Origin of the sequence: Aeromonas sp. ASNIH8, assembly GCF_002919855.1 — a bacterium.
Taxonomy (GTDB): Bacteria; Pseudomonadota; Gammaproteobacteria; order Enterobacterales; family Aeromonadaceae; genus Aeromonas; species Aeromonas caviae.
This window is the reverse complement of the sequence record NZ_PQLN01000002.1, coordinates 104,552-127,100: the sequence shown is the minus strand read 5'-3', so window position 1 is coordinate 127,100 and position 22,549 is coordinate 104,552. Positions and strand designations below refer to the sequence as shown.

General features: G+C 59.6%; 23 protein-coding genes. All 23 read right to left on the bottom strand.

Annotated features, from left to right (window positions below; genetic code table 11):
• Nucleotides 1-416: 416 nt before the first annotated feature.
• Nucleotides 417-581, bottom strand: a complete 165-nt coding sequence (locus C3418_RS24305; protein ID WP_181023050.1) for a hypothetical protein — start codon at nt 579-581, stop codon at nt 417-419.
• An 8-nt stretch (nt 582-589) separates the two neighbouring features.
• Nucleotides 590-901 carry a hypothetical protein gene (locus C3418_RS01435; RefSeq protein WP_103857859.1) on the bottom strand — a complete coding sequence of 104 codons (312 nt, stop codon included), beginning with the start codon at nt 899-901 and terminating at the stop codon, nt 590-592.
• Entirely contained in the window at nt 898-2,571 is a 1,674-nt protein-coding gene (locus C3418_RS01430) for a hypothetical protein (protein ID WP_103857858.1), read from the bottom strand. The genes C3418_RS01435 and C3418_RS01430 overlap by 4 nt, the downstream gene beginning before the upstream one ends.
• A 49-nt stretch (nt 2,572-2,620) precedes the next feature.
• Nucleotides 2,621-9,040 (bottom strand): DUF1983 domain-containing protein, encoded by a 6,420-nt coding sequence (locus C3418_RS01425; RefSeq protein ID WP_146054084.1) that lies wholly within the window; start codon nt 9,038-9,040, stop codon nt 2,621-2,623.
• The gene (locus C3418_RS01420) at nt 9,041-9,442 is read right to left on the bottom strand and encodes a hypothetical protein (protein ID WP_103857856.1); all 402 of its coding nucleotides are present in this window, start codon (nt 9,440-9,442) and stop codon (nt 9,041-9,043) included.
• A 2-nt stretch (nt 9,443-9,444) separates the two neighbouring features.
• Nucleotides 9,445-10,032 carry a hypothetical protein gene (locus C3418_RS01415; RefSeq protein ID WP_103857855.1) on the bottom strand — a complete coding sequence of 196 codons (588 nt, stop codon included), beginning with the start codon at nt 10,030-10,032 and terminating at the stop codon, nt 9,445-9,447.
• On the bottom strand, nt 10,029-10,640 hold the full coding sequence (locus tag C3418_RS01410) for a hypothetical protein (RefSeq protein WP_103857854.1): 612 nt from the start codon (nt 10,638-10,640) through the stop codon (nt 10,029-10,031). The genes C3418_RS01415 and C3418_RS01410 overlap by 4 nt, the downstream gene beginning before the upstream one ends.
• Nucleotides 10,641-10,649: 9 nt before the next feature.
• Nucleotides 10,650-12,968, bottom strand: coding sequence for a hypothetical protein (locus C3418_RS01405; RefSeq protein ID WP_103857853.1), 2,319 nt, complete (start codon nt 12,966-12,968; stop codon nt 10,650-10,652).
• Nucleotides 12,969-13,144: 176 nt separating this feature from the next.
• Nucleotides 13,145-13,582 (bottom strand): hypothetical protein, encoded by a 438-nt coding sequence (locus C3418_RS01395; RefSeq protein ID WP_103857851.1) that lies wholly within the window; start codon nt 13,580-13,582, stop codon nt 13,145-13,147.
• On the bottom strand, nt 13,582-14,040 hold the full coding sequence (locus C3418_RS01390) for a hypothetical protein (protein ID WP_103857850.1): 459 nt from the start codon (nt 14,038-14,040) through the stop codon (nt 13,582-13,584). The genes C3418_RS01395 and C3418_RS01390 overlap by 1 nt, the downstream gene beginning before the upstream one ends.
• Nucleotides 14,037-14,408: a hypothetical protein gene (locus C3418_RS01385; RefSeq protein ID WP_103857849.1), complete on the bottom strand. Its 372-nt coding sequence runs from the start codon at nt 14,406-14,408 to the stop codon at nt 14,037-14,039. The genes C3418_RS01390 and C3418_RS01385 overlap by 4 nt, the downstream gene beginning before the upstream one ends.
• On the bottom strand, nt 14,405-14,965 hold the full coding sequence (locus C3418_RS01380) for a hypothetical protein (RefSeq protein WP_103857848.1): 561 nt from the start codon (nt 14,963-14,965) through the stop codon (nt 14,405-14,407). The genes C3418_RS01385 and C3418_RS01380 overlap by 4 nt, the downstream gene beginning before the upstream one ends.
• Nucleotides 14,962-15,282 carry a phage head closure protein gene (locus tag C3418_RS01375; RefSeq protein WP_103857847.1) on the bottom strand — a complete coding sequence of 107 codons (321 nt, stop codon included), beginning with the start codon at nt 15,280-15,282 and terminating at the stop codon, nt 14,962-14,964. Before C3418_RS01375 ends, C3418_RS01380 begins: the two co-directional genes overlap by 4 nt.
• A gap of 52 nt (nt 15,283-15,334) precedes the next feature.
• Nucleotides 15,335-15,676 (bottom strand): hypothetical protein, encoded by a 342-nt coding sequence (locus C3418_RS24300; RefSeq protein ID WP_181023049.1) that lies wholly within the window; start codon nt 15,674-15,676, stop codon nt 15,335-15,337.
• A 57-nt stretch (nt 15,677-15,733) separates the two neighbouring features.
• A complete protein-coding gene (locus tag C3418_RS01365) occupies nt 15,734-16,084 on the bottom strand; it encodes a head-tail connector protein (protein ID WP_103857846.1) in 351 nt (116 codons plus the stop codon).
• A 4-nt stretch (nt 16,085-16,088) separates the two neighbouring features.
• Complete coding sequence (locus C3418_RS01360) at nt 16,089-16,406, bottom strand: hypothetical protein (RefSeq protein WP_103857845.1); 318 nt, start codon at nt 16,404-16,406, stop codon at nt 16,089-16,091.
• 45 nt (nt 16,407-16,451) lie between these two features.
• The gene (locus C3418_RS01355; protein ID WP_103857844.1) at nt 16,452-17,657 is read right to left on the bottom strand and encodes a phage major capsid protein; all 1,206 of its coding nucleotides are present in this window, start codon (nt 17,655-17,657) and stop codon (nt 16,452-16,454) included.
• Nucleotides 17,658-17,719: 62 nt separating this feature from the next.
• Nucleotides 17,720-18,316 (bottom strand): HK97 family phage prohead protease, encoded by a 597-nt coding sequence (locus C3418_RS01350; protein WP_103857843.1) that lies wholly within the window; start codon nt 18,314-18,316, stop codon nt 17,720-17,722.
• Nucleotides 18,306-19,553: a phage portal protein gene (locus tag C3418_RS01345; protein WP_103857842.1), complete on the bottom strand. Its 1,248-nt coding sequence runs from the start codon at nt 19,551-19,553 to the stop codon at nt 18,306-18,308. Before C3418_RS01345 ends, C3418_RS01350 begins: the two co-directional genes overlap by 11 nt.
• Complete coding sequence (locus tag C3418_RS01340; protein ID WP_103857841.1) at nt 19,528-19,716, bottom strand: hypothetical protein; 189 nt, start codon at nt 19,714-19,716, stop codon at nt 19,528-19,530. The genes C3418_RS01345 and C3418_RS01340 overlap by 26 nt, the downstream gene beginning before the upstream one ends.
• Nucleotides 19,709-21,454, bottom strand: coding sequence for a terminase large subunit (locus C3418_RS01335; protein ID WP_103857840.1), 1,746 nt, complete (start codon nt 21,452-21,454; stop codon nt 19,709-19,711). Before C3418_RS01335 ends, C3418_RS01340 begins: the two co-directional genes overlap by 8 nt.
• Nucleotides 21,454-21,891 carry a phage terminase small subunit P27 family gene (locus C3418_RS01330; protein ID WP_219812681.1) on the bottom strand — a complete coding sequence of 146 codons (438 nt, stop codon included), beginning with the start codon at nt 21,889-21,891 and terminating at the stop codon, nt 21,454-21,456. The genes C3418_RS01335 and C3418_RS01330 overlap by 1 nt, the downstream gene beginning before the upstream one ends.
• A gap of 275 nt (nt 21,892-22,166) precedes the next feature.
• Nucleotides 22,167-22,517 (bottom strand): HNH endonuclease, encoded by a 351-nt coding sequence (locus C3418_RS01325; RefSeq protein WP_258039724.1) that lies wholly within the window; start codon nt 22,515-22,517, stop codon nt 22,167-22,169.
• Nucleotides 22,518-22,549: the final 32 nt, after the last annotated feature.

Below are 22,549 nucleotides of genomic sequence, written 5' to 3'. Positions count from 1 at the left end.
CAGGGTTTGGGGCAGGCTTGGGGCCAGCTTTTCTGATTTGGCCCCAATACAGCCCCAAGATTTCAAAGCAACACAATAACAAGCTGTAAATGAAGAGAATTAGCCAATGGCTCAATTTATTTACACGATGAACCATTGAAGCCGCGCGCGAGCCAGCATGAGCTACAAAGAGCCAAATAAAGCTGGCAAATTCAGAAGCTTATAATTAGTTATCAGCAGCTAATCTTGGCTTTCCCCAGCTCTTTTCGTGGCCCCATTTTAGCCCCAAACACATCATTCCTGCATTTTTTGGCCCCAAGATGGCCCCAAACTGGAGCATCATTTCTGGGGGTAATCATGGCGATTGTTGTGGCGCCCATAGTTCCAGATCGCGATTCGAGCCTCAGAGCCCCGGCACATGGCCGGGGCGGGTTCAATTACTTTGGCAGCACATCGGCACAGGGGCGCGGCACCAGGACGGTTTTACCCTGGTGCTGCTCCTGCACCTGACAGACAGGGCCGGGGGCCGTGGCGGTATTCCACGCCCAGCCCAACAGCACGGCGGCGACGATAGCCGTAATCGGCTCAAGACGAACGATCATGGTGTCCCCTATGCCCAGACGTATTGCGGAGTTTCAACAACGACCGTCACCGGCGCCAGGGCGGCGGCCAGGGCGGCGTCGGTGGTGCGCACGTTGGCGTGATAGCCGGGCACGGGCTCACGCACCTCCAGCTCGATACCATCGACGGTCTGCATCGCGCCAGTGGGGCGAGTGACCGTGCCGGGCGGCAGCAGTTGCAGCGAGGCGGCAGGGTGATAGAGGGTGCCAGTTTCGCTGTCTTTGACGAAGCCAGCGGCCTGCAGGGCCTTGGTCATGGCGGCCTTATCGGCCGCCTTCAGGTTGAGGTCGATAAAGGTCATACTACCGCCTTGATTTGATCGTCGGTGAGGGTTCTGTGCCAGATACGGAGATTGCGAACGTGGCCGTAAATGGGGGCACCCCCACTAATACCGGAACCGATCGACACGACAGTTGTCGCTTGAGCGGGCCCATCAGTGGTTGAAGATAAAATCGCCTTGCCTGACAATTTAAATGCGTGTCGGGTTCTTGATGTTGCTGCCACCATTGTTGACCCTGCACCATACGGCGCGGACGGCACGGCTACAGCGGATGCGCCAGCGAACGACTCCATAAAGCCTGCCGCCGACATCTGCACTAAATATCTCGGATTTACCGCAGACGCATATTCGATAATGCGCTGTAGTAGGGTAAGTCCAGTCAAGTCATAGTTCAGTGCGACAGTGACTGTAGCGGGATTGATGTTCCTTTCCCATGGAATGGTGACGATATCGGCCGCCCGAGTTACTGCCGCGCCAGCTGTCGGGATGTAGGAGCTGGCGAACGGGAGTTGCTCAAGTTGGCCGCCAAAGTAAACAATGTCGGCGCTCAATAACGAATCATCTTGCAGGCACGCAAAATAGACTGTTCCGTCAACCTGGTTACCATGGTTGGCGGGCCTGGTTAAGGAGAAGCGCTTCCACTCTGATGTGACGGTGATGATTGATGAGACGCCAGCTATTCTCATTTGTAGCGTCACAGGGGTTGGTGATATAGCCCTTAGCCAAACTGACATCGTATTAACTGCTGTTATATCGAATACCGCAGTAGGGTAACCACCAGAACCAATAAACGATCTGTTTGATGGGCCAGGCGCTGTCCTTGATAGCGTAACCTTTACTGCCGACGTGCCGCCCATTGGGTCTAGCTGGCCTGCTGTTGCTACTGGGGATACTCCAGCGCCAAGCTTACCCAGCGGTAAAGAGTTTGATGATGTGATTAAATTGACGCTCTGCCCCTCCAGCAACAGCCCCTCTTTCTCAAAGCGCGGCTCATTCGCGGCGGCTGTTTTAAGCAAGCCATCCTTGCCGATGTAGGTCGCTGTGGTGCTGCGGCTGAAATTTACCATCCTGGCCACCACATCCGACCCGACCAGAACATCCCGCCCATAGCCGGTGATCATCCGCAGACTGTCAGAGAGCGGCGCCCACACATCAGGCAGCGGAAGCGCGGCCAGCGCCACAATCCCCGCTGCCCGGTCGGCCTCTGTGCCAGAGCGATCCGCTTCGGCCTTGGATCGATCTGCCTCGACCTTGGCGCGGGCCGCCTGGCCCTCGCCCTCGCTGGTCACCTTCTTCCAACTGGGGATGGTGACGTTGGCGCCAGTGTCCGGGTTGAGGATGGCGACATCCCCCGAACCGGTCAGCCAGGTCATCATGCCGTCAAACCAGCTGCGGTATTTGGCCACCAGGGAGGCCAGGTCGGCGGCAAACTGGCTGATGGTCGAGGTGCGGGTGATGTCGATCCGGTACGGCTGATTGGCCATGGTGCCGCCGCGATAGGTATCCACCAATAGGATCTCGGTGTCGCTGACCACGGTATCGACCTCATAGGCCGCGTTGTCCGGGCCATAGAAGGTGTGCCCCTTCTGGATCGGGAGGGTGCCGGTTTTCCACTTGGTGCCAAAACCGGTGATGGTCTTGCTGCCATTCGTCACCGTCACGTTGCCGGTGCGCTGCCAAAGTCCTGCCATTGCAAAGTTCCTTGAAAAGAAAACCCGGCACAGGGCCGGGTTGTTATGGTTAAGAGAGATCGGGGCTTGATATATAAAGTTGCGCAGTCGTCATGTCGTTGCCATCACACCCAGCAATGGCATAACTGCCGCTGGCACCATCACCCCCCATCCTGACAAATCTGAACTGGACTGCGTAGGTGTGCGGATTACCATCGCCAGGTACAAGCGCGGTTTTTGATACTCCAATACCGCCTCTAGCTCGCTCTTCACGTGGGCCTGAGCTGGGATTAGATGTGGCCGATACAGAAATGGAAAACGGCGCAATATGCTCAACGGTGGCCCCATCCCTTATTATCCTCACCTCATAGTGCCCAGTGGCCGTCCTGGTGAGCGATGAGCTGCCTGAGCTCTCCACTTTGCACAACACCTCATAGTGACCAGCTGACGCCGATATTTCGATGACACGGCTTACCCCCATCCCATTGCTGACGCGAATAGTGGCCGCCGTGCGCCACGATGAATCGGTGTTGTCAGGTAGAGATGTGCCGCCGTATATCCGTTTTACATAAAAGCCTCCCTCCACTTGCTCAGCTCTAAGTTTCCCCAGTATCAAGCAGTTCTCACGAATGGTGACGTTGTTCATCGTGCCGGAGTTGGCCAGCACATTGCCCTGGAACGTCCCATTGGAAAAATAGACATCACTGCCGTAGATGCGCCCCATGGAATCGATCCCTGCATTCCACTTCTTACCATAGGCTCCGAACTGGCCGGTGGCGTTTTCCCCCAGCCAGAGATCCCCCCCACGGAAAGAGCCACCCTCGATGAGGGAGCCTTTCAGGTGCTGCACATTGATGTACTTGGCGATCACGTTGCCGATCTCGGCCGTGTCCATCATGGCGTGGTTCATGTAGACGGTGCCGTTTTTGACGACGAATGGATTGCGCTTGGAGGTGACCCCCGCGGCACGAGAGAGCACGGCAAACACATCTGCGTCGATCACGAACGAGCTCAACACCGAGCCGTCAGCGTTGAGCGTGACAGAGAGGCCAAAGCCCCCGCCCTCGCCGTTTACCTGCGCCTTGGTGTACCAGCCCGCCGACACCTTGCCGGCGGTGTCAGCTTGCGCTTCTGCCACGGTCTGCACGGCGGCGCTCAGGGTCTGTCCCTGCTGCGTCACCTGGGCCTGCACCGTGTCTACCCGCTGGCCGAGAGCACGATCAGCATCAGTGCGAGCTTGCTGCTCTGACTGCACCGCAGAGGACAGGGTCTGCCCCTGCTGCGTAACCTGCGCCTGCACCGTATCCACTCGCAGGCCAAGAGCACTATCAGCATCAGTTCGGGCCTGCTGTTCTGACTGCACCGCAGAGGACAGGGTCTGCCCCTGCTGCGTCACCTGCGCCTGCACAGTGTCGACTCGTTGCCCCATGGCAAGGTCTGCATCGCTCAGGGTCTTGCTGGTCTGCTGCAGGGCCGCGTTGGTCTGGCGATCTCCCTCCTGGTACTCGGTCTTGAGTTGGGTGATCTGCTGGGCGGTCGACTGCTCCACCCCGGCGATCACTTCCCTCACCTCCGTCAGCTCGGCAGCGGTATCCGCCGCGGCGCCAGCGAACTCTGCCCGGAACTGGGTCACCTCTCGGGCCAGTGCCTGGTGATCGTTCGCCTGCGCCTCCTGGCGTTGGGTGATCTGGGCGCGCGCCTTGCGGTTGCGGGTTTCGCCCTCTTCATCCGCCAGGGTGTTGCCGAGACCGGCCAGGGCTGCCAGATCGACCTCTGCTGCCAGCTCGTCCTGCTTGCCGGCCAGCGCCTTACCCTGCTCGGAAACGGCCTCGGAGAGGCCACCCACGCTGGCATTGGTCTGATCGGTTTTGGTGTTGAGCTGCTGCAGGGCTTGACCGGTGGCCTGCTGGCCGTCACTGACCACCTGGGCCAGGTTGGTCAGGCTGGAAGACTGCTCGCCGGAGGCGGTCTGGAGCTGGCCTATCTGCTCGGCCAGGGCCTGATCGCCCTGCGCCTGGGTGCGCTGGGTCTCCAGAATGGCCGCATTGAGTGTTTGATCATCCTGCGCCAGGGTGGCCTGCAGCTGGGTAACCCGCTCGCTGAGCGCCTTGTCTGCATCGCTCAGGGTCTTGCTAGTCTGCTGCAGGGCTGCGGTGGTTTGACTGTCTGCCTCCTGGTACTCAGTCCTGAGTTGGCTGATCTGCTCAGCCAGCGTCTGATCTCCCTGCGTTTGGGTGCGTTGGGTCTCCAGAATGGCAGCGTTGAGCGTTTGATCATCCTGCTCCAGGGTGGCCTGCAGATTGGTGACCCGCTCGCTCAGCGCCTTGTCAGCATCGCTCAGAGTCTTGCTGGTCTGCTGCAGTGCCGCGTTGGTCTGGCGGTCCCCCTCCTGGTACTCGGTCTTGAGTTGGGTGATCTGCTGGGCGGTCGACTGCTCCACCCCGGCGATCACTTCCCTCACCTCCGTCAGCTCGGCAGCGGTATCCGCCGCGGCGCCAGCGAACTCCGCCCGGAACTGGGTCACCTCTCGGGCCAGTGCCTGGTGCTCGTTCGCCTGCGCCTCCTGGCGTTGGGTGATCTTGGCGCGCGCCTTGCGGTTGCGAGTTTCGCCCTCTTCATCCGCCAGGGTGTTGCCGAGACTGGCCAGGGCAGCCAGATCGACCTCTGCCGCCAAGTCATCCTGCTTGCCGGCCATCGCCTTACCCTGCTCGGAAACGGCCTCGGAGAGGCTACCCACGCTGGCATTGGTCTGATCGGTTTTGGTGTTGAGCTGTTGCAGGGCTTGGCCGGTGGCCTGCTGGCCGTCACTGACCACCTGGGCCAGGTTGGTCAGGCTGGCCGACTGCTCGCCGGAGGCGGTCTGGAGCTGGCCTATCTGCTCGGCCAGGGCCTGATCGCCCTGCGCCTGGGTGCGTTGGGTCTCCAGAATGGCCGCATTGAGCGTTTGACCATCTTGCTCCAGGGTAGCCTGCAGCTGGGTAACCCGCTCGCTCAGCGCCTTGTCAGCATCACTCAGGGTCTTGCTGCGCTCCTCCAGGGCGGCATTGGTCTGGCGATCTCCCGCCTGGTAATCGGCCTTGAGCTGGCTGATCTGCTGGACGGCGGACTGCTCTACCCCGGCAACCACTTCCCTCACTTCGGTGAAGTTGGCAGCGGTAGCGGCCTTCTCTCCTTCAAAGCGAGCATCGAGCTCGGTCACCTCGCGGGCCAAGGCCTGGTGCAGGTCAAGCTGCACCTTTTGGTCGTGGCGGATAGACGCCTCAGCCTGGCGATGACGCTGCTCCCCTTGCTCGCCGGCGAGGGCATTGGCGACGCCCGCTTCGGCGGCCTGATCGGCGGCCCGAGCCGCCAGATCCAGGGCTGCGGCGATCTCGTCAAAACGGCCGGCGGTGATCCCGCCAGCATCCTCGACCACCTCCTCCAACACTCGGATCTTCCCTTCTGCGGTGTCGGTTCTGGTCTCGACCCCGCTGACTCGCAGCGCCAGCACCTGGTCTGCGTCCGCACTGACCCTGGCCACATCGGTGATGTTGGCCTGCAAGGTTTTATCGTCCTGCTCCAACTGGGCCTTGAGGCCAGACACCTGGGCGGCCATGGCCGAGTTGGCATCGCTGTTGGCGGTGATCCGCTGTTCAGCAACGGCAAGCCGTTCCCCTTGAGCGGTCACGGTAGACTGCGCGGCTTTCTGCGCCAGCTCTCCCTTGGTCGCATCGAGCGAGTTGCTGACGCTGGTCAGGCGCTGCTGCTCGTCGGAAAACTCCTCCTTGGTCACGGCCTGGTCCAACGAACCCTTTACTGCATCCAACTCGCTGCTGACGAGGGTCAGCCGCTGTTGCTCGCCAGCAAACTCCGATTTGGTGACCGTCTGAGTCAACTTGGCATTGACGCCGTCCAGCAACTGTTCCGCCTCGGTCAGCCGCTGCCATTGGGCATCCACCACGGCATGATCTGCCTTGGTGGCGATGGTGCCGCTGGCGGCATCCAGCTTCTGATTGACTTCGGTAAAGCTGGCGTGAGTTTCGTCCCGCAGCGCCCTCACCGCATCCATCTCGATCTCACCAGTGCCCGGATTGACGGTGAAGATCGCATCGCGCAAATCCCCCATCTCCGCCTGCACCCGGTCCAGCTTGCTGTGCAGCTTGTCCTGCTGCAGGACGTTATCTATGCCCATCGAGCCCAGGTTGAGTTGCTCATCCCGCAGCAACGCCTCTGCCTGTTTAGAACGGTCATCCAGCGCCGACAAGGCGCCACCCAAGTTGGTCAGCTCGTGGCTGATCTCAGGCACCCGCTCGGCAATGGGTTTGATCTCCCCCACCACTTGGTCGAGATCAACCAGGGTGGCATCCAGCTCAGCTAGCTCATGGCTGAGCACCGGCACCCTGTCAACGATGGGCCTGATATCCGCTACCACCCCCCCGAGATCAGTCAGCTCCTCGCTGATGCCAGGGATCAACTCGATAGGATTGCGCAGCTCTTCGCGCAGGTGCTCGGCGCCGATTTCCCCGTCCAGCACATCCAGGATGGAGGCGGCGTCGTAGGAGGTTTTCCCGCTGGCCGCAAACAGACCAGATTTGCCGTAGGCGTTGACGGCCCGCAACCACACGTAATAGGTGGTGTCTGGCTGCAACCCTTGAAACGTCATGAACGCACCCAAGCCTGCATTGGTTGCTTTGGTCTGCACCTCGGCCAGGGGCAGCTGAACTTTGCTCCACCACCATTCGCATAGGGTGCCGTAGGACTGGCCACCGGTGAACACCGGGCGGAATGCCAGGGACCAGTTGCCTGCCTCAACCTCGACCCCCACGGGGATAGCAGGCACTTCTATGGTGAACGAGACGGATGCGAGCGGGGAGTGGGCGCCGGTCAAGGCCACCGCCCGCACCATCGCCACATAGTTACCCGCCGGCAGGCCGTTGACTCGGCAAGATTGCCCAGGGCTTTGCGCCGTCATGACAGTGACCGGCTGCTTGCCGGGTGTCAGCCGCTGGATGATCACCTGGTTGTACGCAATGGTGCCGACGTTGCGCCAGGACAGCACCCCCTGAATGATTTCCCCCACGGTTTCTACTTCGTAGCGGAGCTGGTCCGGCATGGCCATGCCGCCTACTGGCAGATCGGTAATGTCGGGGCGAGTCATTGGCTCACCGACAGCATCAGCCCATACTGCGGCCGACTCCTCGCGCAAGGTGAGCTGGACGCCATCCATCAGATCGAATGACCAATCAACCACTCTGAACTCTACCCCGTTGATCCCCAGGGCGGGAATGTAGAGGCGAAGGTAAGAGCCCGGGCGGTACTGCCAGCCTGACAGATTGACCGAACAGGTGATGGTGCGGGAGGTCCGGCGCTGGCGCAGCAATATATTAGCTAGGCGCTGCGCCTGCCAGGGGGAGGTGACAAAACGGAAATCCAGATCTTCTGTCAGCTCCTGGCCATCATCTTCCTCAACCCACTGGGCCACCTTGACGGCGGGGAAGTCCATCTTCTGGAACGTCTCTCCGTCAATGAAAGTTCCCACCACGGTGTTGATGCGATCGCTGGCCGGAGGCTCTGGCAACAGATCAATGTCACCTTGCAACTGATGATCAAACAAGTCCTCACTTGCGGGGCCATAGTAGGCTCCGACGACAATGCCGTGCATGCCGCTGACATAGGTCGGTTGACCCGCGCAGGACATGTGCATGTCTTCCAGGATCTTGGCGGGAGCCTCACTCAGGTCGAACTCACCGTTGATCGCATAGCGCTTTTCTTTGGTGCCGTCCTTCAGGGTGATCAGCTCGTCGCAGATATTGGCGGCAACAATGAACTCATTGAGCCGCAGCTCATCATCCGGCACCCCCAACCAGCGGCGGTAATAGTCCAAAATGACCAGGGCGGCATTGTCGGTAAACTTGACCTGGCCATCGCGGGGATCCCATACCTCTGCGCCAAACTTCTCCATCTTGATATTCGGCAGGCCGGAAGGGAACTTCTCGGCGTTGAACTTGAGCGTCAGACGCACCCAGGCGATCCCTTGCCCAATCATGTCCTCTCGCCAGTTTGGGCAGTTCGCCAACATGTAGGGGTCACAAGTCTGGCGATCATTGTGCAGCTCGTAGCTGGCCAGATCACCGAACGTCTCGATCAGGTCATCACCCAGCCAGAGACGGCCCACCCGGCTTATCTTGTGCCCCGCGATGGTGAGGGCCAGATAAATCAGCTCCCCATCAGTCTGATCCCCCACCTGCTCCTTGGCATTGGAGAGCAGGCCAGACGAGATCACGCGACCATAGACGGCCACCTTGGAAGAGGAGGCCGCTCGCAGCACTTGGCTTCGCTCACTGGCCCCACGAAAATCAGAAAAGGAGGGGGTCTTGGTGGTCAGCATCAAGGCAGCCATGGAGGCCATGGCTCCGATGGCGTAGGCGGTAGTCAGCGCAACACCGGCAGCAAAGAACGCGCCGGAGCCAGCCGCCACCCCCACCAACACAGGAACAATGACAGGTGGCATTTACTCGACTCTCCAGGCTATCAGGGGAACAACACCAGGCACAGGGGCGGCCCCCTGATCCGTCATGGCCCACACTTGACCGGCCCACATCACGCCAGCCGTCTGGCCAAGATCACTTTCGAAAACCACGGCATCCCCGCGCTGGGCCATTTCAGGGATCACCCGTTCAAAGTGGGCATCCAGCACAGCAGGGATGGAGCCGTGCAACTTTGCCAGCACCCGCTTGGCGCCAACCTCCGTGGTGTAGCGGTTGCGGTAATCGGCGGCAGGGTCTTTGCCACAAGCCGCGACACAGCAATCGGCGACAAACAAACAACAGTCAGCCGAGCCCCAAAGAAAAGGCCGCCCGGAGGCGGCCTCGATAGCAGCAATGATCCGCTGCTGCCAGTCTTGATAGCGCATGGTCAATCCTTATAGGTCGAGTCAGGCCCATCTTTCGCGGAGCCCCAGAAGATGGTGCAGTTGGCCATCCAGGTCTGGAGCCTGAAAAATGCATCGTTAGGGAAGAGACGACGGTGACTTTCATCGGTGCAGCGCATGGAGAGCCCCTTTTTCCAATCCTCGAAGATGTTGGAAATCGTCAGTTGCACCGTGTTGGTTCTGCCCACCTTCACCGGCGTTGACGCGATCCGGCCCTTATACTGCAAAGCCGCCGCCACCAAGGATCCGGTGTCGTCCAGCACAACCAGGTACAACCAGGCCAGCCGCCCAACCAGGCGCTCTTTCATAACCTCCGCCAACAGGGAGTTATCGAGCCCGGTCAGGGTCATGTTGAGTTGCGTCGGGGATGTAGTGAGCTGTTCTTTCTGGGGGCTGATCTGCCCCATGGCACCTATGCCGTAATAGACCTCACCCCCGATCACGGCCTCCCCAAGACCGGTGTGCAGACGGGTTATGCCGCTCGGGAGATCTATCTTGGTGGCATAGAACGCCGTCACATTGGGCCGGTTCAATGCGGCAACAATGGCGGGATCAAGGCCGGTCATGATCATGGGTAAAACGCCTCAATCAGGGACAGGGTGACATCCGTAAACACACCAGGGGAATGGTGGAATACCCCTTGCTTGTTGTCCTGTAGCTTGAATACGCCACAAGGCCGAGCGACAACCAGCGGGGTGCCTGACGGGTAGTTTTGACGAACCATCGGAGAGATACGCACAAGCGCTGTACCAGCTGCATCCGAATAGACATCAGCCAGCACCATTTTCAATTCATCACCAACCTGCACCCAATCACCAAGGCTTAACACCCGCCTGCTGGGTGTCCACCCTCGGGATGTGAACTGCTTTTTCATTGAGATAGCTTCAGTCACAACAGGATGACCAAGCACGGGCTGCGGATTGCCAACCAGTTGGGATGAAAAATCCCATATCCTGACCCTGCCGGATGTCCCCTCCAGTGAGAAAACGAGCGCCTTCAACCGCTTTGCCACCGGCGCAGGCAGGTTTCTGAACGTCAATTGGGCGGTTACCTTGGCACCAGGTATTGCCAAGGTCTGGGTTGACCCAGACATGGATTCAAAGTCTCTGGTCAGTCCCTCCAGCCCTATCGACATTTCGTTGGGGATGATGTCCGTAGGCCAATCGATTACATCTGCCAATTAAGCACCTCACACATTGAGCATTCGCCGGATCTGGCCACGGCCCGCCACATCCTGCACCACCATCTGGTAACCCTGCTGGGCTCCCTGCTGGGCACCGCGCCGGGCCGCCTGCTCCATCGCGGCGGATAGAGCAGCATCCCCCGCACCTGATACAGCGATATGCTGGATAATGGTGACCCCGTCACTACCATCACCGCCCTTGCCCGCTGCCCGCGCCAGAATCGCTTCCGAGTCGCGGCGACTGGTCACATTGGCGGGGCCTTTTATCAAGGTGCCATTCACAAACTCATCCCCCAGCTCTGACACAATGCCGAACTGGTTGGCCGGAATGTGCCCGCCCTTATCAAACAAACCGGCAATCGCCTGACCGGCCACCATGCCCGCCGACGCATAGCCCATCATCCTGACGCTGTTGGACAGACCAATGGAGTAAGGAGGCGGGAAGGCGGCCAATGCCTTGGCGGCGGCCTCTTCCGTTGACACGATGATGGAGGGGATGGCGGCAGCCTTTTGCATGGCAAACAGGGCTTTATAGATGCCGCTGTGCTCCATGCCAGCCTGCTGCAAGGCAGAGGTGGTAATGCTCATGGACTGCTGGGTAAAACTCAGCAGCTCGGCAGATACTGCCGACTGGTATTCCCGCTGTTTGTTGACCCGGTCGTTTTCGATCTGCAGCAAGCGGGACTGGTGATCCTGCTCCAGCATTTCCCGGCTTGCGTGGTACTCCATCTGGAGCTGGAATTGCAGGTCGTGGTTAGCGGACGCCGCATCATAGGCTTGCGAATACTGCTGCTGCAGGCGCTGCTGGGCTTGTTGCCAACGGCTCTGCTCCTCGATGACAGAGGCACCATACTGCTCGATACGGGCCACGTTGCGGGCGTCGTAGAAATCCCTGTCGATCCCTTCCATCGCTTGGTTGCTGTTGGCCAGCAGTTGCTGACGCTTGTCCAGCTCGGCGGCAATGGCCTTGTTTTCAACCCTGAATGAATCCACCGCCGCATAGTTGACGGCTTTGGGCTTCTTCGGGGCTTTCGGCGCTTTCATGGCACCGGGGATCACGGCTACGCCGCGCCCCTCCCCACCAGGGGCAGGCAAAGGAGGCAGGCTATCACCGCCACTGGTCACGGCGGACTGGATAGACTTTTTCAGGGTGTCCAAGTTCTGGAAATATGAGGCCCAGCCGTCAGCGCTGGACTGGGACAAGAACGCTTCCATATCGCCTTTGGCGAGCTGCATAGCGGTTCCCAGCGCATCGAGCTGCCCTAGCATGGCATCAGGCTCGCCCGCATCCTGGTAATCTCTCAGCGCCTCGTTGTAATCCATTCGGGCAGCAGAGTAGGCGGCAGCAGCTTTCAGGTAGCCGTTTCGGGTTTCCTGGTCGGCGCCGATGTTAAATACCAGGGAAGCTTTCTCAAGCGTGGTGTCGATGGTTCGGATGAACTGCTCCAGAGCGAGAGAGGCAGACCGCACCCCTTCGATCACATAGAGCGCCATCCCCTTGCCAAGCTCAGCGAAACCGCCTTTGGCATCGGCAGCATCGACAATCCACTGACGCATCAGGCGCGAGCCTTCGGAGATGGCTGGGGCCATGCTGGCCTTGACCTGCTCCCACAGCGCTCCCATGACGGACATCAGGCGCTGGATCTCGAGACGGGCTTCACGCACGGCAGCGAACTGGCCGCCGGATAACGCCATGCCCATGCCGTCGATCTCGTCGGCAAAACGGAACAGCTCGCCTTTGTTGGTGTAGAGGGTATCGAACAGCTCTGCCGCTGCATCATTCAGCTCATCGAGCCAAAAACGGGCATCGGCTGCGCTCATCTTTTGCAGCTCGGCGGAGAAGGAGCGCAGTTGCTGATCGGGCGACATTGCCGCCCAGTCCTGGGCCGACTGTCCAATCTGCTTGAAGAAGTCCACCAAGGGCCCGCCGCCGGTCTTGGCCGCATCGGAGATCCGAACGTTCAAGTCCTTGACGACATCCGACAGGCGCTCCCCGTTGGTGCCAGCCCATTCCGCTGCCTGGGCGTAGGCGTGCCACTGCTGTGCGGCAATGCCTATGTTTCGGCCAAGGTTGGCCGTCTTGTCAATGCTGTCATACGCCGCCTTGATACCGGCGAGCGCCGCGCCTGAGCCCAGGGCGATCAGGGCGCTGCGCAGTGAAAACACCTCGGTGACCAGCGTCCGAACACCTCCGGCCACCACTTTTCCGGTGTTGACGACATGACCACCAAAGGTGGTGAAGTCTTTGCTGGAACGGGCCAGCTCCTCCCGGAACTGGGCCGCATTCAGGCCGAGCGTAGTGACCAGGCTGCGCAATACGGCCATAGGTTATCCTCTGATGTGGTTAAAGCAGGACGGCTCTCAGCGACAACTGAGACTCTTCCGGGGTGATTTTTTCTGGATCAGGGAGGGGAGGGTGCAGGCGCTCATATTCGAGCGAGTAATGGGCCAGCCAGGTGGTCAGTTCCGAAACGGGCAGCGCCTCGATTTCGGTAATCGTCTTATGCAGATCGATCGCTAACCTGATCACCAGCTGCTTGGTCTGGCTGACCCTTATCGTTTTTTTCAGCGGCCAGCGCCAGCTCGTCCATCCGGTTGAGGCGCTTCGCTACCGGCACCAGTCGGTCGAGTACCGACAGAGGCAGGCTTTCCAGCAAGGCTGGCACCTGTTCTTGGGTAGCGATCGGGTTGCCATCTTCGTCCACCATGCAGCAGACCAGCAGCGACATCATCCATTGGTATGGGTTATCTGCCAGCGGCTGGCCAGTTACCTGGTTGAAGTTGGTGATCTGGTACTCCAGCAGCTTGGACACCGACATTTCACGCACGATGATTTCGGCTTCTTCGCCCAGCTCTGGAACAGGCACGCGTTCCTGACGAAGCGATAACTTGTTGAGCAACAGCGCCGCTGTCACCGATGGTTTTTTCTTTGCGGCCATTATGCACCTACCCCCACCTTGCCCCACTTGGTCTTGCCGTTCTGTTTGCACGGCACCACGAAATCAATGGCCTTGTCACCCTGGGTTTCATTGCGCAAATAACCCAGCAACACCACCTCGTATTCCGCCGTCACATTGTCCGGCCAAATATGTTGAACGATGACTGTCTTGGTGGCCTGAGCCGCCGCAATAAACAACTGCTGGCCCGCATCGGTCGGGTAAGACATGCACTTGAACTCTTTCTCGGGGCCATCGAACATCCCTGCCATGGAGCGCTTGGCCGTGTCTTCCAGCGTAGTTTGGTCCAGCACGGGGTTTTTCTCGCCGACTTGGCCAATGGCAAGCATCCCAGGAAGGGGGGTGAAATCGGCATCGTCCTTGGTCTTGAACTTTGTCTGAGTCCCAGCGGCCAGCACGGCATCCTGGGGGGTGTACTGAAAGCGGGTTGCGGCAGTCATGCGCGGTTCCTTCTGTTGGTGGTTTGAATTTCGACGATGGATTGCTTGGTTGTCGTGTCCAGCGAACTGGGTGAGTCTCGCGGCTCGGACACAGCGATGTATTGGAAGTCGTCTGTTTGCCTGCCATCAAGCTGGCGCAGACGCTCGCCGATGGCATCCCCCTCCAGGCGAGTGGCGGCCAATATCTCCAACTGCCAAAAATGCTGTTGGAGACTCACTCCACCCTCAAGTGGTCGCAGGCCGTCAGGAGAGCTGACCAGGCTGTAGGCGATTGCAGGAATAGACACTTCTTGCGGGATGAAGTCGGGATATACAGGCACCTGGCTGGCGGCCTTTATCAGCTCAAAAATAGCGGCTCGCTTTATCATCTGATTGCCTTGTCGATGGCTGCGCCAAGGTGATCTTTCTGCACGTCCAGCACCTTCTCCACGTTCTCATCGAGACCGGGGCGCAAGAATGGGCCAGCAGGGATGCCGGGGTGGATCAAGCTCTCTTGCCCAGGGCGACTGCGGCGCAGATGTGCCCGCTTGTTGGCGCGCTCGGTATCCTTGTGGCTTTTGAGGCTGGCCCCACTGGCAAGACTGTGCTCGCGGGTGCCATGCTCCAGCCAGTACGCATAGACCGGCGCCTCCACGTATTTACCTGCCGCCTGTTGTACCTTGTAGGACTTGAACACACCGACAGAGGCAACGACATCAGCAAACCGGGGGTTTCTGGGAATGGAGACGCGCAGCTTGATGGACTCACCCAACAGGCCGGTGTCGTGGCTCCACTTCTGCTCATAGAGGGACCGAGTACGGGCCAGCACCGGCTGGGCTGATTCTCGCATCACCTCACGCAAGACCTTCTTCTGGGTGACCAGATCGAGGGACGCCAGCTGCTGCTCCAGATCAGAAAACCCGTCCAGGTCGATGGTGCTGATCATTGGTCAACCTCACAGAAGAGGATCAGCGTGCTGCGCTTGGCATCTGGCTGAACCAGTTTGATATTGACGGCGAGATCATCGCGCACCAGGAAAACCCGGTTGGCGGCGGTCACGCCGGAGCGGTATCTCAGCTTGATGGTGTACTGTCCTGCAGCGACCTCTTTGCCAGCCCTCAACTGCTCACGGCCACCAATCATCCGGACATCTGCCCAGATAGGACTCGACTCTTGCCACTGCGCCAGCGGCTGGCCAGCCGCATCTTGCCCTGACACCTTGGTCAGAATGCGGATCTGATCTCGGTACTCACCGGCTGCCATAGACACCTCCAATAAAAAACCCCGCCGAAGCGGGGTTTGTTTTGGTGACCGGTCAACTGTGGTGCCACCATATCCTAACCTTGTTGACTATCTGCCACGCCACACCGAGCAGCAGCACAGCCCCACCATACCCCAGACTTGAAAGTGTCCAGTCACTCCCCTTGGCATTGAGCCAAAGCGGTGTAAAAACTGTCATTGCCAAGCCCATGGCCATCAACAGATAAGCCCACAGCACCTGCTCCTTAAGCTGCTTGGATGTCTGCTGCGTGGTCGTCAGCCGATCACCGGTGTCCACCACATCAGCCAACTGCATGACCGGCGACCCACAATGCGGGCAACTGGCCGCCTTGTCAGACACCTTGCCGGTACATTCGCCACACTCGATAAGCGCCATTGTCCCTCCCGTATCAATCCCCGTAGGGTATATCCGATCAGGCCCCTGATCCAGCCATCACGGATCCGGTGACAGCTCGGGGAACAAGATCCGGTATGGGCCAATCGCATGGGAATAGGCCAGCGGCAGCTCGGCCACGATAGCGCCTGTGATGATGGGCTCGCGGTTCTCGTAGAACTGCGCCGCCGACATCAGGATCGCCAGAGTAACGGCCGGGTTCTTTACGCTGATGCCATAGTGATCGGTATCGGGGATGTCATCATCGCTGGCGTAGAGCGTGCGCCCCATGTAGTTGGAGGCCGCCACTTCGGCAGCCCCCAGATACAGCTCCAGCAGCTCGTCTTCATCACTCATGCCTGCATCGAGGCGAAGCTGTTTTTTCAACAGACTGATGTTGAGCAGTGCCATCTGATTACGCCTTGTCAGCTTTCGCCTTTACCTGCTTGGCCGCCTTCTGCTCTGCCTCTTCGGCGGCCTTCCGTTCTGCCTCTTCGGCGGCTTCACCCTCTGCGGCCAGGGCTTGTGCCGCCGCCAGGGCATCAGCTTCTTGCCGCTGTTGCTCGCGGGCCTGAAGCTCGGCCAACTGGCGTTTGAGTTCGGCCTCGGTATCATAACGAGCGATCCCGAGCCGGACCAACTCGTCCGCCTCTTCCTGGCTGGCCACCGGCAGTTTATCGCCTACGTTGCCCCGCTTTTCACCGCACAGCGCGGTGAGCAAAATTACGTGCATGGGTTCTCTCCATCCAGCCGGGGGCATGGCCCCCAGCGTGGTTGATTAAGCAGCCTTGAGGGTCAGCGCCTTGACGGCTGCGGTATCTTCCAACAGCGCATCGAAGCGGTGGAACATCAGGAAGCCAACCAGACCGGCCTCGGCATACTTCTCGTCCAGACGGCGCAGGGCCATCCCTTTGACGCGGCGGATCTGGAAGTAGCTGAAATCGCCATAGAGCACCGCTTTCTTACCAGCAGCCACATCCGGCATACCCTGGTCGATCTGGTACTGATCGCCGTCAATGGTCGCCGGGGCAACACCGGCCACATCCGGCAGCCACAGCGGGCGGCCATTACCGTCCTTGAGTTCCTTGAAGCCGAGCAGGGTTTTGTCGTTGAACACCCAGCGGGTGTTGCCTGCACGATAGGCCGGATCCACCGAATGTTTGAGCTTGAGCAGATCACCGTGGGTAATGGAACCCGCCACCGCAGAAGTCACACCACCGGTCAGCTGCATGGTCAGACCCTTGATGTTGTTGCCCTGGCCGTCGCCGTTCAGCAGTTGCTTGGCTTCACCTCGGCCGAGGCGAGATCCGATGCGGCGGGCAATCAGGCCAATGACATCCACGCCGCTATCTTGCAGCAACTCGTCACTGATCTTGATGGTCTTGGAGGTCATCTTCTTGGCACCGATGGCAACCTGGCCAAAATCCATGTCCTTGTCGCCACCCTCTTCGGTTTCACCGATCATGACGCCTTCATCCGCAGTGCCATCAGTGGTCACCCAGGTAATGGGAGCCCCGCCATCGGTTTCGAACACGGTGGAGATATTGGCCAGACCGCCAAACGCCTTCATGGTTTCCACAACCCGATTGCGGAATTCGGTGGGAACAGTGAAACCGCCCTTGGTATCCACGTTGGTGGCCTGGGCGCGCATCTCCTTGAACAGCGAACGTTCTTCGCTGGAGAGCGCCTGATAGCCACCGCGCAGTACGGTTTCCAGCACCTTCATCTGGCGGGCTTCGGCGACACTGGTGTCGAGGTCAATGCCTGAGCGGCGCTCCGGCTCGTTGTTGATTTTGTCAGAGTCCAGGCTGAGCAAGCGCTCTTCGCGGGCGATCTGGGCGTCCAGCTCGTCCAGCTCCTTGAGCGCGTCGTCCCACTGCTTGGAGGCGGCGTCATCCCAACGCTTCTCGCTGTGTTCATCGTTCAGCTTGCGCATCTGACCGGCGATGGTGCTGCGCTTCTGCTTCAGTTCGTGCAATTTCATGGGCATACGCTCCGTTATGGCAATAAAAAACCCGCCGAAGCGGGTCAGGTTTTACAGCACCATCAGGCGCCAATCAGTTGTAAGTGTCGTTCGCGCCGCTCGCGGGCCTCGTCTTCCTGGGCGCGGCTCTCTTTATTCTTGAACTCCTGCATGGAGCGGGAGGCAGCAGTTGCGTCAGGGTAGGCAGGGAAGGCCACCGGCCCCACATCGTAGAGGCGGGCGAACTTGGTGATCTCTCGCGTCAGCAACCCATCGTCATCGTAAAACCAGCGCTCGCCATCGTGGGCCACTTTGAACTGGAATGAGCTGGCGTCGATGTCACCGCGCAGCATGGGGGCCAACACCAGATCTTTCACCATCTGGGTTTCAGGTGCATCGATCTCGTAGCGCAGCCCCTCATCATCAATAGACAGGCGCAAGGTGCCGCTCTTGGTGCGACCCAGCACAAAATTCCGGTCATGGTTGAACAGCCCGCGCACATCGTCCTGCATCACCCCATCGAAGGCGCCAGGCTTGATGATTTCACGAAAGCCGCCGATGTTTTCACTCAGGCGGTTGAACACCGCCGCATGGCCAACAATCTTCGGGCCTTGCCCGTCAGCGGCGGGATCGGCTCGGACTTCACAGCGAAAGAAGCGGCGTTCGCTATCATTCGGCATTGGGCACCTCATCTTCTTGTTGTTTGTTATCCTGCTGGCTGGCGGCATTGACCGAGATCAGGAAGTTGTCGAGCCCATCGACTCGGTTCATATCCTCCAGCACCCGCACCTCGTTGCGGTTCATCCAGCCATCGGTGATGGCGTAGTGGTAGAACTCTGCACGCTCTTTGGCTGTGCCGCGCAGCAGTCCGGCCAGGTTGAACTTGACGTAGTAACCGGCCCGCAGCTCGGCCTCGGTGAACACCTTGCGGTTGATCTCCTGCTCCCAGCGCACCACCCAGGGCATCACGCTATGGCGGACGAAGTGGATCGCCTGCTCGCTGATGTTGGAGAAGGTGGCCTTGTCCAGGTCGTTGATCATGTGGCTCGGCACGTTGTAGATCCCCGCGATCTCGCTGCGGTTCATCTTCTGCGTTTCGAGAAACTGCGCCTCTTCCGGCGGGATGGTGATCGCCTTGTAATCCAGGTCACCGGTCAGCAAGGCAGTGCGCCCGCTGCCCTTGCCGATACCCCCTTCACGCCATGAGCTTTTCAGGTTGGTGCGATGTTGCTTGCCAACCTCTCCGGCCATGTTCGGCGTTTTGTCGATCAGGATGCCGGACGGACGGCCTCCGCCACCAAAGAACTGGGAGCCATATTTCTTGGTGGCCAGCCCCAGGCCGATGGTCTCGGCGTGATAGCGGATAGGGCTGGCCCCCCACAGCTTGTCGGCGCCAAACCCCTTGATATGCACTGCGTCATAGATGGGCAGGGCAAACCAGCGATGCTCCTGATCGTCATATGCTGGATAGTACCAACCGGACTGGCCGCGCTGCGGCTTGCCGATATGCTCGGGGTCAAACAACGCCAGCTCGGTCAGCTGACCCGTTCGGCGATCCCTGATCAGCCGCGTCACGGCGTTGCCATGCGCCAGCGCCACTTGCTGGGACTGCTCCCGCCAGTCATAACTGCTCTGGAACAGGTTAGGCGATGCCGACAGCAAGTAGTGGGCCGGATGGTCGGTGCCAGGCACCACGTCATCACCGCTCTTTTTCAGCACATGGAGTGGCATCTGGGCCATGCTGCTGGCCAGCCGGTGAATACAGGAATACACCGCTGCCAGCCTCATGGAGCTGGCAGGCGTCACCGAGACGCCGCTCTCTGTCGCGGCCCCCAGGCCAAACCATTCAGCGAGACCGGGATCAGATGAGCTGATGGTTTCACTGCGGGCCTCAGCCCCGAACAGCAGACTGAACATCGCGGCCCCCTTGTTGCTTGAGCTTGACCATTACCAAGACAGTCAGCAAAACCAGACCGACCAGCAGGCCGCCAGCCAGCAGCAAGGCAGGGCCTAAGCCATACAGCAGGTAAGTGCCACTGCTCATCAGCAGGACGCCGAGCAGCAGGGCCGCATCAATCAAGTACCGCGTCCGTTGGGTCATAATCATCTTCCGAGTAGGGGCTGCTGAATGCGCCCTTGTTGAGCATGGCGCGGCCGATAGCCATGATGGCCGCCATTGCGCCGTCGATTTTGTTGTCTTTGCCCTCCTTGCGGGGGAACACGTTCTCGTTGGCATCCTCACGCGCCGTCACGTTGCCAATCATCCAGTTCATCACCGGGTTATCGTCATGGTGCAGGCGGCCAGCGGCCAGTGCAGATTCCATTTCCTTCATCGGCGGTGACAGGTGCGCCGTTGTCTGGGGGATCGCCACCGGCATCCAGCCAGCCGCAGCCAACTGCTGGGCAAGCTGGGCACTGTTCCATGGGTCGTGCGGGATCTCGCGGGGGGCATAGGTGCTGGCCAGGGTGGCCACCTCTGCCCCTATTTCGCCGAAATCAATTTCCGCACCATCCGTGGGCGTCAGTGCCATCCCGCCAGCATTTGGCCACACCGTCGAGATCCACTCCTGGTACTTCGCCGCGTTGCGGTTATCGGGGTCGTTGGTGGTGTCCTCCGGCAACCAGTGGCGGGTGAACAGGTAGTAATGCAGCAGTCCATCAGCCTCATAGCGAGCAAAACAGATCGCCAGTGAGCAGACGTCCAGCTTGCTGGCCAGGTCGAGAGCGAACCAGCAAGGGCAACCGATAAAGTCCTCTATCTTCAAGGTGGCATCGGCCGCACTGCGCCAATGGTCGTAGTTGAAGAAGGTGGAGCTGGCGGTGGTCCATTTGTTGAGGTGCTTGATCAGGTACTTGGTCAGGTGCCGCGCATTGCGCTTGGCCCGCATCAGCTGAGCAAGCAGGTAGTCCTCAAACACCGAGATCCCATAGTTGGGGTTGGCCTTGCGCAGACTGGCCGGGTCAAAGATGTCGTCATCATCGTCGATGGTGTAGATCAGCGCGAACAGCTCCTCATCCGGTTCTGCACCACTGAGCATCTTGACGCACTCATCCCAGAACTGTTTGCAGGGGCCAGCAGGGTTAACCCCTGCCGTGCTGATCACCAGCATCATGGGCTGCTCTCGTGCCCCCTGGCCGGTCTCCATGGTGTCATACAGTTCAGGGCTGTCATGTTCGTGGTACTCATCGACTATCGCCAGGTGCGGGCTTGAGCCATCACCCGGATTGCCGATCACCGGCTCAAACACCGAGCCATCCTGACGAAGCATCTTCTTGGCGCAAACCTGAATGCCAAACTTGCGGCGCAGGTTGGGCAGCTGGGCGGCGATCTGCATCGCGGGCTTGAACACTTCCCACGCCTGCTTTTCCGTGGTGGCACCGCAGTACACCTCCGCGCCGGGCTCATCGTCCGCCGCAAACATGTAGATGCCATTGCCCGCCGCCACGATGGACTTGCCATTCTTGCGCGGCACGAATAGGGCCGCCCGCCGGAACCGGCGCAGCCCGTCCTTCTTGCGAACCCAGCCGTAAACGCACGCATGAAAGAACAGTTGCCAGGGCTCTAGCGCTATCCGGCGCTTGTCCAGCGGCAGGCGCCGCCATTTGCCCTTTGTGTGCGGCAGCAGTTGCAGAAACTTGCAGGCCCGCTCTGCCCTGGCGGCATCGAACCTGTAGGGGTAGTCCTTTTCTTTGGACTTCTCCAGATCATCCAGGTGGCGCTGACACGCCTGCTGAACGTACTTGCAGGCGATGACCCGACCCGATACCACGTCACGGGCGTACTTGTTCGCGGCGTTGACGTTCGGGTTCTTGGCCATCAGAAATCCTCGAACTCATTTCCGCCATCAGGGCCAGTCCCGCCACCTCCGCCCATCAGGCGGCGATAGCTGGTAGGGTCAAGTCCGAGCAGTGAGCCGATCCTGACCATGGAGGAGAGCGCATCCTGACGGACAGCAACGGCGGGATGTTTCTTGATGCCCTCGGCGGTGGCCGAGGTGATGCCGTCATCCAGCACCATCTTCTCGGCCTTGAGATACAGACCAAACGAGTTGCAGTAAGCCAGCACCAGCGGCAGGTGATCTTCGGTAAGCTGCTGGCGACCGATCAGAATCTTGACCGTGCTACGCCAAAGCAAACGCGCCTCGGCATAATGCAACTCAGGGGGAGCAGGCGGCGCCCGCTTGATGACTTGATTGGATGGCGCAGCAGGCAGATCGCCGCCAGACTTGCGGCCACCCCCAGCGGCTCTTGTCATGTTTAATACTCCAATCATTAAACCGTGACAGCGATGACGAATGTCACGTTAGTCACACCAAGAGTCCCCCATTTCAGGAAATTTTCCTTATTTCTCGCTCGCGTAAAAAACTCTAGGCGGCGGTACTAAGGGGCTGTCGGCGGTAGGGATTTGACCACCCCCTCCCTGCCTGGCCTGCGCCGCGACTGGATCTCATGGGCTTTTCTGGAGCTCTTGAGGATCCCGCCGGAAAGGGGGTGAAACAGGGTGAATTTGTGAGTTTGCGCAGGTTTTACCTATGTTTGACGGCCTTTAAGGCGCTCTTTCGCCGTCTTAACCCCATGGCAAGGATCACAAATGGACTCCAGATTGCTGGGGTCATCTGTTCCGCCGTGCGCCTTGGCCACCACATGGTCAACGGTGGTTGCCGGGGTGTAGATGCCGAGGGCCAAACAGGTGAGGCACAGATACCCATCCCGAACCAAGATGACTTGGCGCAACTTGTCCCACTCCGAACCGTAACCCCTTTGATGCCTGGACAACCCAGCCTGATACACGGCCCACCCTGAAACGCGGTGAGCCTCACACCGGCCTGACTTGTCATTGGTCAATGCAGCACAGCCACCGGGATGGCGGCAGGGCTTCATCCTTCTTGGTGGCATACACACTCCAGATAGGT